The sequence below is a fragment of the Variovorax sp. 160MFSha2.1 genome (genome assembly GCF_048305075.1).
Lineage (GTDB): Bacteria > Pseudomonadota > Gammaproteobacteria > Burkholderiales > Burkholderiaceae_C > Variovorax > Variovorax guangxiensis.
The window spans coordinates 221708-234767 of the sequence record NZ_CP157624.1 but is presented as its reverse complement, the minus strand read 5'-3'; the positions used below and the strand labels follow the sequence as shown (position 1 = coordinate 234767).

12 protein-coding genes are annotated in these 13060 nt (G+C 68.9%); 9 read left to right on the top strand and 3 right to left on the bottom strand.

Features of this window, described 5'->3' with window-relative positions; genetic code table 11:
• Nucleotides 1–36 precede the first annotated feature (36 nt).
• Nucleotides 37–1542 (top strand): amidase, encoded by a 1506-nt coding sequence (locus tag ABL838_RS01015; protein WP_418123709.1) that lies wholly within the window; start codon nucleotides 37–39, stop codon nucleotides 1540–1542.
• Between the two features lie 26 nt (nucleotides 1543–1568).
• On the opposite strand, the gene ABL838_RS01010 is transcribed toward ABL838_RS01015, so the two are convergent.
• Complete coding sequence (locus tag ABL838_RS01010; protein ID WP_126020480.1) at nucleotides 1569–2306, bottom strand: GntR family transcriptional regulator; 738 nt, start codon at nucleotides 2304–2306, stop codon at nucleotides 1569–1571.
• 262 nt (nucleotides 2307–2568) lie between these two features.
• Here ABL838_RS01010 and ABL838_RS01005 point away from each other — a divergent pair, with 262 nt between their 5' ends.
• The 8 genes from ABL838_RS01005 (at nucleotide 2569) to ABL838_RS00970 (ending at nucleotide 10344) form a co-directional block, all read left to right on the top strand.
• A complete protein-coding gene (locus ABL838_RS01005; protein ID WP_418123707.1) occupies nucleotides 2569–3906 on the top strand; it encodes a Rieske 2Fe-2S domain-containing protein in 1338 nt (445 codons plus the stop codon).
• A 9-nt stretch (nucleotides 3907–3915) separates the two neighbouring features.
• A complete protein-coding gene (locus ABL838_RS01000; protein WP_418123705.1) occupies nucleotides 3916–5364 on the top strand; it encodes a glutamine synthetase family protein in 1449 nt (482 codons plus the stop codon).
• Nucleotides 5365–5369: 5 nt separating this feature from the next.
• Nucleotides 5370–5693 carry a 2Fe-2S iron-sulfur cluster-binding protein gene (locus ABL838_RS00995; protein WP_184638831.1) on the top strand — a complete coding sequence of 108 codons (324 nt, stop codon included), beginning with the start codon at nucleotides 5370–5372 and terminating at the stop codon, nucleotides 5691–5693.
• Between the two features lie 99 nt (nucleotides 5694–5792).
• The gene (locus ABL838_RS00990; RefSeq protein ID WP_418123703.1) at nucleotides 5793–6995 is read left to right on the top strand and encodes an ABC transporter substrate-binding protein; all 1203 of its coding nucleotides are present in this window, start codon (nucleotides 5793–5795) and stop codon (nucleotides 6993–6995) included.
• 53 nt (nucleotides 6996–7048) lie between these two features.
• On the top strand, nucleotides 7049–7909 hold the full coding sequence (locus ABL838_RS00985; RefSeq protein WP_418123701.1) for a branched-chain amino acid ABC transporter permease: 861 nt from the start codon (nucleotides 7049–7051) through the stop codon (nucleotides 7907–7909).
• Nucleotides 7906–8868: a branched-chain amino acid ABC transporter permease gene (locus ABL838_RS00980; RefSeq protein ID WP_418123699.1), complete on the top strand. Its 963-nt coding sequence runs from the start codon at nucleotides 7906–7908 to the stop codon at nucleotides 8866–8868. The genes ABL838_RS00985 and ABL838_RS00980 overlap by 4 nt, the downstream gene beginning before the upstream one ends.
• A complete protein-coding gene (locus ABL838_RS00975) occupies nucleotides 8865–9647 on the top strand; it encodes an ABC transporter ATP-binding protein (RefSeq protein ID WP_418123697.1) in 783 nt (260 codons plus the stop codon). Before ABL838_RS00980 ends, ABL838_RS00975 begins: the two co-directional genes overlap by 4 nt.
• Complete coding sequence (locus ABL838_RS00970; protein ID WP_418123695.1) at nucleotides 9640–10344, top strand: ABC transporter ATP-binding protein; 705 nt, start codon at nucleotides 9640–9642, stop codon at nucleotides 10342–10344. The genes ABL838_RS00975 and ABL838_RS00970 overlap by 8 nt, the downstream gene beginning before the upstream one ends.
• A 157-nt stretch (nucleotides 10345–10501) precedes the next feature.
• On the opposite strand, the gene ABL838_RS00965 is transcribed toward ABL838_RS00970, so the two are convergent.
• A complete protein-coding gene (locus tag ABL838_RS00965) occupies nucleotides 10502–11662 on the bottom strand; it encodes an ABC transporter substrate-binding protein (protein WP_184638842.1) in 1161 nt (386 codons plus the stop codon).
• Between the two features lie 96 nt (nucleotides 11663–11758).
• Entirely contained in the window at nucleotides 11759–13060 is a 1302-nt protein-coding gene (locus tag ABL838_RS00960; protein ID WP_418125934.1) for a cytochrome-c peroxidase, read from the bottom strand.

Here is a 13060-nt window from a genome sequence, read left to right as displayed (position 1 = left end):
GGCCCGATTCCATCCGACCGGATGGGGGAGCGTGCCATGACGCAGCAGCAACAACAACGACGTCGCCACTTCCTGCAGCAGGCCGCCGGCGCAGCCGCGACCGCCGGGCTGTCCTCCTTCTGGCCGCGGGCTTTCGCCCAGAAGCCGGCCGAGGCGACCGGAGGCAGGGCCATGGGGCAGCTCTCGATCGCCGAGATGTCGCGCCGCCTCGCCGCCGGAAGCCTCAGCAGCAGCCAGCTCGTGGAAGAAGCACTGGCCGCCATCCAGAACCCCGCCGGCGAGGGCGCTCGCACCTTCATCCGCGTGCATGCCGATTCGGCACGCGCCGCCGCCGCGCGGCTCGACGCCGAACGCAAGGGCGGCCGCCCCGCCGCCTCGCCCATCGCCGGCATCCCCATCTCGCTGAAGGACCTGTTCGACGAGGCCGGCGTCACCACGCTCGGCGGCTCGGTGGTGCTGGCCGGCCAGCCGCCGGCCGCGCGCGACGCCATCGCGGTCGAGCGGCTGCGGCGCGCGGGCGCGATCGTCATCGGGCGTTCCAACACGGTCGAGTTCGCCTACACCGGCCTGGGCATCAACCCGCACTACGGCACGCCGAAGAACGCCTACGACCGCGCGACCGGCCGCATTCCCGGCGGCTCGACCTCGGGCGGCGCGATCTCGCTGACCGACGGCATGGCCGCCGGCGCGATCGGCACCGACACCGGCGGCTCGCTGCGCATTCCGGCCGCCCTCAACGGCCTGGTGGGCTTCAAGCCGACGCAGCGGCGCGTTCCGCTGGACGGCGTGCTGCCGCTGTCGACCTCCTTCGATTCGGCCGGTCCGATGGCGTGGACGGTGGAAGACTGCGCCCTGCTCGATTCCGTGCTCGCCGCCGAGCTGCCGCGCCCGCTGCGCGTGCTGCCGATGCGCGGCCTGCGCTTCGCGGTGCCCAGGACCTTCTTCCTCGACGAACTCTCGCCGCCCGTGGCTGCGGCCTTCGCCTCGGCGCTGGCCAAGCTCTCCGCCGCGGGCGCGACGATCACCGAGCTGCCGATGGCCGAGTTCGCGAAGGCGCCGACCATCAACCCGCGCGGGATGATCACCGCCGCCGAAGCCTTCACCTGGCACCGCGAGCTCATCAAGACCGCCGCCACCAAGTACGACCCGCGCGTGCTGGCCCGCATCAGGACCGGCGAGACCATCACCGCGCCCGACTACCTGCAGCTGCAGGCGCTGCGCCGGCAGTTCATCCGCTCGATCAACACCGTGGCCGCGAGCTACGACGCAATGCTGATGCCCACCACGCCCGACATCGCGCCGCCGATCGCCGAGGTGCTGAAGGACGATGACACCTACTACCGGATCAACGGCCGCATGCTGCGCAACCCCGCGGTGGTGAACCTGTTCGACGGCTGCGCGCTCTCGGTGCCCTGCCATGACGCGGGCACCGCGCCGGTGGGGCTGATGGTGGCCAGCATCGGCAACACCGATCACCGCCTGCTGGCAGTGGGCGCGGCGGTGGAGGCGGTGGTAACGCCGAGGCGTGCGCTCAGCAGCTGAGCTGCCGCACCGCCAGCGTCGGAGGTTCAGGCGCCGCCGCGGCCCTTCGCCACCAGCTTGATGCCCGGCATCAGCTCGGCCGCGAGCTCGGGCCGCTCCAGCGCGTAGTCGAGGTTCATGCGCGCGATCTCGACATGCTCCTCGCCCAGCGCCTGCGCGCGCGAACCCTGGCCGCGCTCGATGGCCTGCACCATCGCATGGTGCGTGCGGTGAGCCTGGCGCATCCACTGCTGGCCCTCTTCCATCGACGACTGCATCGGCAGCATCGCGCTCGGGGCGGCGAAGGGCTGGCCGCCGAGCATGTCCATCACGCGCTTGAGCGCGAGGTTGCCGCAGCCTTCGATGATCAGCTTGTGGAAGCGGTCGTTCATCTCGACGTAGGCCGCGTAGTCGTCGATCTCCATGCTGGGCTTGTTCACGGCGCGGTCGCCGTCTTCCAGGCATTCCTTCAGGTCGCGCAGCAGCTGGCGCGAGGCGCCGTCCTCGGCAAGCAGGCGCGCGGCGAAGCCTTCGATCACGCCGCGTACGCGAATGGCGTCGGCCACCTCCTGCGAGGTGAAGCGGCGCATCTGGTAGCCGCCGCTGGGCGACTGCTCGATCAGCCCTTCGTGCTCCAGGCTGGCCAGCGCCAGCCGCACCGGGGTGCGCGAGGCTTCGAGCTTCTCGGCCAGCGGGATCTCGGCCAGCCGCTCTCCGGGCCCGAATTCGCCCTTGAGGATCATGTCGCGCAATTGCACGAGCACGCGGGATTGTTGGGAGTCCATGGGCGGATTCTAGGAGACGGGCACCACATTGCACGCAGCGTATTTACTCTGGCTCGGTTGTTGCATGCATCTCTTCACAAGAAGTGTCAAAAACCGACGATACGCTCAGCGTTTACCCTGATTTTGGCGTTTGCAGGCCCCATATCGGGGCAATTTGGCAGATGAAAGTTTGACCCGGATCGAGGATCACCAAGACAATGCATACAGTTGCATGCAATGGCTGCAAGCCTCTTTCCACAGTCCCCACGATGGAGCCCGCACGATGATCAGCGCAGAGCAGAACGATTTCATCACCCGCGTCGGACCCGGCGCGCCCGCCGGCAAGCTGCTGCGCCGCTACTGGCAGCCGGTGGCCCTGGCCGACGAACTGGCGGGCCCGCGCCCGGTCAAGCCGGTGAAGCTCATGGGGCAGGACTTCGTCCTTTTCCGCGACGAGAGCGGCCAGCTCGGCATGCTCGACCGCGACTGCCCGCACCGCGGCGCCGACCTCGCCTTCGGCCGGCTCGAGAACGGCGGCATCCGCTGCGCCTTCCACGGCTGGCTGTTCGACGCCAGGGGCAATTGCCTCGAGACCCCGGCCGAGCCCGCCACCAGCAAGCTGTGCAGCCGCATCAAGCAGTCGGCCTATCCGGTGGTCGAGAAGAGCGGCGTGGTCTTCGCCTACATCGGCGAGGGCGAGCCCCCCGCCTTTCCCGAGTTCGACTGCTTCGTCGCGCCCGACAGCCACACCTTCGCGTTCAAGGGCCTGTTCGAGTGCAACTGGCTGCAGGCGCTCGAGGTGGGCATCGACCCGGCGCATGCCTCGTACCTGCACCGTTTCTTCGAGGACGAGGACACCTCCGAAAGCTACGGCAAGCAGTTCCGCGGCGCCTCGGCCGACTCCGACATGCCCATCACCAAGGTGCTGCGCGAATACGACCGGCCCGACATCAGCGTCGAGCCCACCGACTACGGCTTCCGCCTGAAGGCGCTGCGCAAGCTGTCGGAAGACACCACCCACGTGCGCGTGACCAACCTGGTGTTCCCGCAGGCCTTCGTGATCCCGATGAGCTCCGAGATGACCATCTCGCAGTGGCACGTGCCGGTGGACGACACACACTGCTACTGGTACGCCATCTTCACAAGCTTCACCGGCCCGGTCGACAAGCAGCAGATGCGCGAGCAGCGCCTGAAGCTCTACGAGCTGCCCGACTACACCTCGCGCAAGAACAAGCGCAACAACTACGGCTACAGCATCGAAGAGCAGCTCACTGAGACCTACACCGGCATGGGCGACGACATCAACGTGCACGACCAGTGGGCGGTGGAGTCGCAGGGCCCTATTCAAGACCGCACGCGCGAGCACCTGGGCAGCACCGACAAGGGGATCATTGCCTACCGCCGCGTGCTGGTGAAGGCGATCGAGGCCACGCTGGCCGGCGAAGGCGCGCCGATGGTCATCGACGCCGCGCAGGCCAGCGCCATGACCGGCCCGCCGTCCATCGACGGCATCGGCCGCAACGTCGCCGACGAGGCCGCCACCGAGGCCTACTGGCAGGACGCCGACCGCGCGCGGCGACTGAAGTCGGACTGGGCCTCCGCACGCCTGGCCGCAGCCTGAGCACACGCCATGACGAGCCACACATTCGTCGACCGCTTCGGCCTCTGGAGCGAAGACCAGCACGCGCAGGCCAGGGAACTGGTGCGCCGCATCGACGGCGGCGAAGTCGACCTCGTGCGCTTCGCCTGGCCCGACCAGCACGGCATCCTGCGCGGCAAGACGCTGGTCGCGGCCGAGGCGCGCTCGGCCCTCTGGGAGGGCGTCAACCTCACCTCCACCCTGCTGGCCAAGGACACATCCCACAAGACCGTGTTCCCGGTGTTCACCCAGGGCGGCGGCTTCGCCATGGAGGGCCTGCAGGGCGGCGCCGACTTCACCATCGTGGCCGACCCGGCCACCTTCAAGGTCCTGCCGTGGTCGCCGCGCACCGGCTGGGTGATGTGCGACGCCTACATGGCCGACGGCAAGCCCTGCCCCTTCGCCACGCGGCAGATCCTGCAGCGCGCGGTGCGCCAGCTCGACGAGCTGGGGCTGGACTTCATCGCCGGCCTGGAAGTCGAGTTCCACGTCTTCAGGCTCGACGACGCCCGCATGGGCCTGGCCGATTCGGGCCAGCCCGGCGAGCCGCCGCGCGTGTCGCTGCTGTCGCACGGCCACCAGTACCTCACCGAGCTGCGCTACGACCGCGTCGACGGGCTGATGGAGCTGCTGCGCTCGCAGCTCATGGCGCTCGGCCTGCCGCTGCGCTCGCTCGAGATCGAATTCGGCCCCAGCCAGTTCGAGCTCACCTTCGGCCCCACCGCCGGCGTCATGCCCGCCGACACCATGGTGCTGCTGCGCAGCGCCATCAAGCAGGTCTGCCAGCGCCACGGGCTGCACGCCACCTTCATGTGCCGGCCGAAGATCCCGAACGTGATGTCCAGCGGCTGGCACCTGCACCAGTCGCTGCGCCGCAGGAGCGACGGCGTCAACGCCTTCATGCCGGAGGCTTCGAGCGGCCAGCCGCTGAGCGAGACCGGCATGCACTACCTCGGCGGCCTCAAGGCGCACGCCTGCGGCGCCGCGGCGCTCGCAAGCCCCACCATCAACGGCTACCGCCGCTACCGCCCCTTCTCGCTCGCGCCCGACCGCGCGATCTGGGCCAAGGACAACCGCGGCGCGATGCTGCGCGTGCTCGGCGGCCCGGGCCAGGCGGCCACGCGCATCGAGAACCGCGTGGGCGAGCCGACGGCCAATCCGTACCTGTACCTGGCGTCGCAGCTGTTCTCGGGCCTGGACGGCATCCGCAACAGGATCGACCCCGGCCCCTCTGCCGATGCGCCGTACGAAACGCCGGCGGAGCAGCTGCCCCGCTCGTTGAGCGACGCCCTCGCCTGCCTGCGCCAGGACGAGATGCTCAACGCTCAGATGGGCAAGCCCTTCGTCGACTACCTCTGCCACATCAAGGAAGCGGAGATCGCCCGTTTCAACCTCGAAGTCAGCGAGTGGGAACACCGCGAGTACTTCGACATGTTCTAGAACCCATGCCCACGATCCACTACATCCTCAAGGACGGCACCACGCGTTCGGTCGACGCCAAGGTCGGCGCCAGCGTGATGGAGACCGCCATCCGCGGCAACGTGCGCGGCATCGACGCCGAGTGCGGCGGCTGCTGCTCCTGCGCCACCTGCCACGTCTACGTGGACGACGCCTTCATCGACCTGCTGCCGCCACCCGACGACATGGAGAGCGCGCTGCTCGATGCCGTGGCGTCCGAGCGCCGGCCCGGCTCGCGCCTGAGCTGCCAGCTCGGCATCACCGCGGCCTTCGATGGCCTCACGGTGCGCGTGCCCGATACGCAGGTCTGACGCCTGCCTCGGGCATCATCGCCCGCTTTGTTTGCACATCGGTTACATGACAGCGGCGCCCGAAGGGGCGCATCCACTCCACCTGAAAGGCGTTTTCCCATGACGACGATGACCAAGAGAACCATCCTCTCGACCCTGCTGCTGGCCGGCTTCGGCCTGCTGGGAGCGACCGCGCAGGCCGCCGGCGAGCCGCTGCGCATCGGCCTCATCGCCACCTACTCGGGCCCGTACGCCGACTACGGCCGCCAGTTCGACGCCGGCATCGCGCTCTACCTGAAGGAGCACGGCGGCAAGGTGGGCGGCCGCACGGTCGAGATCATCAAGAAGGACACCGCCGGCCCCGCGCCCGACGCCGCCAAGCGCATCGCGCAGGAGCTCATCGTGCGCGACAAGGTGAGCGTGCTCACCGGCCTGGACTTCAGCCCCAACGCCTACGCCGTGGGCGCCATCGCCACGCAGGCGAAGATCCCGACCATCGTGATGAACGCGGCCTCCTCGGCCATCACCACCAGCTCGCCGTACGTAGCGCGGCTGTCGTTCACCGTGCAGCAGGTGACGGACCCGATGGCGCGCTACATGCTCAAGGAAGGCATCAAGGACGCCTACACCGTGGTCGCCGACTACGCCTCGGGCGTCGACGCCGAGACCGCCTTCAAGAAGACCTTCACGGCCGGCGGCGGCAAGGTGTCGGGCGAAGTGCGCACGCCGATGAACAACCCCGACTTCTCGGCGTACGTGCAGCGCATCAAGGACGCCAAGCCCCAGGCCGTGTTCTTCTTCTTCCCCTCGGGCGTGATGCCGCCGGCCTTCCTGAAGGTGTGGAAGGAGCGCGGCATGGAGCAGGCCGGCATCAAGCTCTACGCCACCGGCGAAGCCACCGACGACAGCTACCTCGACGCCACCGGCGACGTGGCGCTGGGCCTGGTCACCAGCCACCACTACTCCTTCGCTCACCCCTCGCCGAAGAACCAGAAGTTCGTGAAGGACTTCGCCGCCGACAACGGCGCCAAGCTGCGCCCGAGCTACTTCGCCGTGACCGCCTACGACGCCATGGCCGCCATCGACCTCGCGCTGGCCAGGACCAAGGGCGACACCGCCGGCGACAAGTTCATGGACGCGCTCAAGGGCCTGAGCTTCGAGAGCCCGCGCGGCCCGGTGGAGATCGACCCGGCCACGCGCGACATCGTGCAGACCGTCTACATCCGCAAGACCGAGCGCGTGAACGGCCAGCTGGTGAACGTCGAGTTCGACAAGTTCGAGCGCGTGAAGGACCCGGCGAAGGAAGGCGCGGCCGCCAAGTAGGCATTCCTCGTCGTATCCATCGTTCAGCCAGCGAGTCAGCAAGCGGGAATTTCATGGGCATCGTGATCTTCGACGGAGTGGCCTACGGCATGCTCCTCTTCCTCATCGGCGTGGGCCTGTCCATCACGATGGGACTCATGAATTTCGTCAACCTCGCGCACGGCAGCTTCGCGATGGTGGGCGGCTACGCGGCCGCCGTGCTGATGAACCGCTTCGGGCTCGGCTTCGGCCTCTCGCTGGCGGCCGCCTTCGTGGTGGCAGCCGTGCTGGGCGCCCTGCTGGAGTTCGTGTTCTACCGGCGCCTGTACCGCGCGCACCCGCTGGACCAGGTGCTGCTGTCGATCGGCGTGGTGTTCGTGTCCATCGCGGCCTTCACCTACTTCTTCGGTCCGACGATGCAGCCCTTCACGCTGCCGCCGGCGCTCGACGGGCAGGTGTCGCTGGCGGGCCTGGAAGTGGGCCGCTACCGGCTCTTCCTGATCGTCTGCGGCGTGCTGGTGCTGGCCGCGCTGCTGCTGGGCCTGGGCAAGACGCGCTACGGCGCGATGGTGCGCGCGGCGGTCGACAACCAGCGCGTGGCCGGCGGCACCGGCATCCATGTGCAGCGGCTCTTCTTCCTGACCTTCTCGCTGGGCTGCGGCCTCGCGGGCCTGGGCGGCGCGCTGAGCCTGGGGATGCTGGGGCTGGAGCCTTCGTTCCCGCTGAAGTACCTCGTCTATTTCCTGATGGTGGTCTGCGTGGGTGGCGCGGGCACCGTCACGGGGCCTTTCATCGCGGCGCTGCTGGTCGGCATCGTCGACGTGGCGGGCAAGTACTACCTGCCGGAAGCCGGCGCATTTCTCATCTACGTCTTCATGATCGCCATGCTGCTGGTACGCCCGAACGGCATCGTCGCGAAGAAGGGGCTCGCATGAAAGCCCTGAACCTCTCTCCCGCGCAGCTGCGCATCGCCGAGGCCGCCTTCTGGCTCGCGCTGGCGTCGAGCTTCTTCCTGCTGCCCGACAAGCTCACGCTGATGAGCCAGGTGCTCATCTTCGGCCTGTTCGCGGTGTCGCTCGACATGGCGCTGGGCTACGCGGGCATCCTCACCGTGGGCCACGCGGCCTTCTTCGGCGCGGGCGCCTACGCGGCCGGCCTGCTCGCCAAGTACGGCTGGAGCGAGCCCTTCAGCGGCCTCGTGTTCGCACTCGCGGTGTGCGGCGCACTGGGCTATGCGCTGAGCTACCTGGTGGTGCGCGGCGCCGACCTCACGCGGCTGATGATCACCATCGGCGTGTGCGTGCTGCTCTACGAACTGGCCAACCGGCTCTCGGGCATCACCGGCGGCACCGACGGGCTGCAGGGCGTGGTCATCGCGCCGGTGCTCGGCCTCTTCGAATTCGACCTCTACGGCAAGACCGCGTTCGGCTACGCCTTCGGCGTGGTGCTCGCGATGTTCCTGCTGGTGCGGCTGGTGCTGCGCTCGCCCTTCGGGCTGGCGCTGCGCGGCATCCACGACAGCCGCAAGCGCATGACGGCCATCGGTTCGCCGGTGGAGGCGCGGCTGCGCATGGCCTACGCCTTCTCGGCGGCGGTGGCGGGCGTGGCGGGCGCGCTGCTGGCGCAGACCACGCAGTTCGTCGGCATCGAATCGATCGGCTTCAACCGCTCGGCCGAGGTGCTCATCATCCTGGTGCTCGGCGGCACGGGGCGGCTGTACGGCGGAATGATCGGCGCCATCGTCTACATGCTGGTGCACGACTGGTTCGCCGACATGAACCCGCAGTACTGGATGTTCTGGCTCGGCATCTTCCTGATCGCGGCGGTCATGCTGGGGCGCGGCGGCATCATGGGCGCGCTCTCGCGCTTCGTTCGCACGGGGAAGGCGCGATGACGAACACCACGCACACCCTGCGCACGCAGGACCTCGGCGTGCGCTTCGGCGCCTTCCAGGCCGTGGCCGACGTGAACCTCTCGCTCGAACCCGGCGCGCGGCAGGCGCTGATCGGCCCCAACGGCGCCGGCAAGACCACGCTCATCAACCTGCTGACCGGCGTGCTCAAGCCCACCAGCGGCAGCATCCACATGGGCGGGACCGACATCACGCGGCTGCCCGGCGACAAGCGCGCCCGAATGGGCCTGGCGCGCACCTTCCAGATCAACACGCTCTTTCCCAGCCTCACGCCGCTGCTGTCGGTGGTGCTGGCGATCAGCGAGCGCGAAGGGCTGGGCGCCACCTGGTGGCGGCCGCTGAAGGGCTGCACCGCGGTGTTCGACGAGGCGCATGCGCTGCTTCGCACGCTGAAGCTCGACGGCCTCGCCGACGTGCCCGTGGCCGAGCTGGCCTACGGCAAGCAGCGGCTGCTCGAGATCGCGCTCGCGCTGGCGGCCAAACCCCGCATCCTGCTGCTCGACGAACCCGCCGCCGGCGTGCCGCAGGACGAGAGCGGCGAGCTGTTCGAAGCCATCGCGGCGCTGCCCGCGGACATCAGCGTGCTCTTCATCGAGCACGACATGAAGCTGGTCTTCCGCTTCGCCCGCCGCATCTCGGTGCTGGTGGGCGGACGCATCCTCACCGAGGGCACGCCTTCGGACATCGGCGCCGATCCGCGCGTGCGCGAGGTCTACCTGGGCAGCTCGCACCTCCATCACCACCCACACACCCATGCCTGAAGCACTCGCCTTCGACAACGTCACCGCCGGCTATGGCAACGCCGTGGTGCTCGACCGGCTCGATTTCTCCCTGCAGCAGGGCGAGAGCCTCGCCATCCTCGGGCGCAACGGCGTGGGCAAGACCACGCTGCTCGAGACGCTGATGGGCAACACCCGCGTGATGCAGGGCGCGATCCGCTGGCAGGGCACGGACATCGTGCGCTGGCCCTCGCACCAGCGCGTGCGCGCGGGGCTGGGCTGGGTGCCGCAGGAGCGCGAGGTGTTCCCCTCGCTCACGGTCGAAGAGAACCTCACCGTCATCTCGCGGCTCGGCGGCTGGAACCTCAAGCGCGTCTACGACTTCTTCCCGCGCCTGCGCGAGCGTCGCGGCAACTACGGCAACCAGCTCTCGGGCGGCGAGCAGCAGATGCTCGCCATCGGCCGCGCGCTCATGACCAACCCGAAGCTGCTGCTGCTCGACGAGCCCATGGAGGGCCTCGCGCCGATCATCGTGGAGGAACTGGCGACGGCGATCCGCCGGCTGTGCGAGTCGGAGGGGCTCGCGTCGATCGTGGTGGAGCAGCACCCGGTGCTCGCGCTGCAGATGACGCACAAGGCGATCGTGCTGGAGCGTGGCACCGTGGTGCACGCGGGGCTCAGTGCGGAGCTGGCGGAGGACGCGTCGCTGCTCGAGGGGCTGCTCGGGGTCGGGGTCTGAAATTCGGGAGCGGGCAGCCGGACGCAGAGGGCGCGAAGGTTTCGCGAAGGTCGCAAAAGGAAAACCAAAAAAGTTTTCGATTTCTTCTGCGACTTCTGCGTAGTTTTTGTATTCCTTCTGCGTTCGGCTGTCCGTTCCCGCTTTCGCGCCCGGCGGCCTAGCTGAGCATCTGGCCGCGGCTGCCGATGACGGCCACGTCCACGAACTGGCCGCCTTCGCGGTTGGTGCGCCCGTAGTTGATCTTCACGCCGCCCAAGTCGAAGTTCTCGATGCTCGCGAGCCCCGACATCACCGATGCGCGGGTGAGCGAGCCGCCCGCGCGGCGCATGCCCTCTGCGAGCACCGCCGCGTTCAGGTAGCCCTCCAGGCTGGTGAGCGAGAAGTCCTTGACGCCGTTGGCCACCATGTCGGCCTGGTAGCGGCGCACGATCTCGAACTTGGTCGAGTACGGCGAGGGCACCACGATCACGAAGCCCAGGCCCTTGGCCAGGTCGCCCATGGCCGACAGCGCGCTGGCCGTGATGGAGAGGCCGTAGGCCGAGCTGCTGTTGCCCGCCTCGCGCAGCGCCTTCAGGAACACCGGCGCCGTGCCGGCCAGACCGACCACCACCACCTGAGGCTTGGCCTTGGCGATGGCTTCGGCGGCGGGGCCCACTTCCATGCTGGTCGTGTTGGGCGTGGTCGCGATCACCGCCGGCTCCAGCTTCGCCTTCGCCAGCGCGGCCTTGAAGGCGGCCAGCACCGACTGCCCCAGCGGATCGTTCGAATGCACGAGGCCGATGCGGCTCTGGCCCAGCACGGCGGCGGTGCTCACCAGCTTCTCGACTTCCTGGTCGTAGTTGGCGCGGACCCAGAAAGTGTTGGGCGAATTCTTCTTGCGCAGCGAGATCGTGCCGGTGATGGGGCCCACCACGGCCATGCCGGGCACCGCATCCATCACCTCGGCCGTCTGGCGCGTGCCCAGGGGGTGTACCAGCGCGAGCACGGAGCTGTCCTTTTCGAACGCCAGCGCGTTGGCCTTGGCCACGTCGGGCTTGAAGGTGTCGTCGGCCATCACGAGCTCGACCTTGGAGCCGTTGATGCCGCCAGCCTTGTTCAGCGCATTGAAGAAGGCGCTGGAGCCCTGGTACAGGCCCTGGCCGTTGGCCTTCTCGACGCTGCTGTTGTCGAAGGTCGTTCCCACGCGCAGCGGCCGGTTCTGCGCGAGCGCCGGAAAGCCGAGGCCGGCGGCGGCAGTGGCGGCGGCCAGCCCGGTCAGCGCACGCCGACGGCTGTTGGAAAGCGGCGCAATCGACTCGCGCGGCACGGGAACGGTCATGGTCGAAGTCTCCGGAAATGAATGCGTCTGTGACAAAAGTTCACACTCTTGCGAGGAATGTAACGCACCTTGCCGCGCCGGAGATGACCTTGGCTGCTACTTCATGGCCGGCTTCGGCATGGCCGCCACATAGCGTGCGTCGGTCAGGGTGCCGAGGAAGGCGCTGATCTCGTCGATCTCCTCGTCGGTCAGCGCGGGCGTGGTGCCGGGGCGACGGTTCATCGGCGTGGAGTTGACGTTGATGTTGCCCCGGCAGGCGGCGGGCACGTCGTCGAAGGTCGGCCTGCCGTGGTACCACTTCGCAGGGTCGGTGGAGCGCGTGGCGTAGAACGCGACCGCGTCGCGCAGCGTGGTGAACACGCCGTTGTGCATGAAGCTCTGGCGCACCGCTACGTTGCGCAGCCCCGGCGTGCGGAAGTAGCCGCACCACTGGTTCGGCTCCGGCCAGCGCAGCTGCGCCGCGGTGCGGCACAGGCCGTTGTCGAAGCGGCGCGGATCGCGGTTGGCCGGCAGCGAGAGGTTGCGCGGCACGGCGATGGCGTCGTAGCCGAAGTCGGTGAAGAGCGAACGCTCGGGCCGGCTCGCCGTGTCCGACAGCGTGTGGCACGACATGCAGTTGCCCTTGTCGGGGTTCTTGAACAGCGCGAGGCCGCGCATCTCCTGCGGGCTCAGCGGCGTGCGCTTGCGCAGGTAGTCGTCGAAGCGCGAGCTGAAGGGCGCCATTTCGTCGCTCTGCAGGTAGGCCTGCAAAGCCTGGCCGATGCCCTTCACGGCTTGCTCCGGGTCGCGCAGCACGCGCGGCCCGAAGGCCAGCGACATCGCGGGAGCCAGGTCGGTGCCGCGCAGCTTGCGCAGCAGGCTCTGCGGCGAGGCGTTGTTCATCTCGTCGGGGTCGAACAGCGGGCCGCGCGCCTGTTCGGCCAGCGTATCGGCGCGGCCGTCGGCGAAGAGGCCGCCGAACGGCGAGGCGAAAGGCGCGTCGTCGTCCTGGTAGAAGTGGCGCCGCGGCACGTAGCGCGCGTACAGCAGCGACGGCGCCGTGCGCGCGCTGAAGCGCCCCGGCCGGCTGCCCTGCGGCGTGCGCGGGCCGGCCAGCGAAGGCGCGTTCAGCGTCGAGGTGAAGGCGCGCAGCGGATCGTGGCAGCTCGCGCAGGAGGTGCCCTGAGGCTGCGACAGCCGCGTGTCGAAGAAGATGCGCTTGCCCAGCGCGGCCAGCGCCGGGTCGGGCCTGAAGGTGGCCTCGGTGGGATCGATGCGCGCTGAGACCTTCGGCGTGGAGCCGATGCGTTCGACGACCACGCTCGGCGGGCCGCCCGGGTTGATCTCCACGGTGGTGGCGGCGGCAGCCACGCCCGGCCAGCCCAGGCAGGCGGCCGCCATCGCCAGCGCGGCACGCAT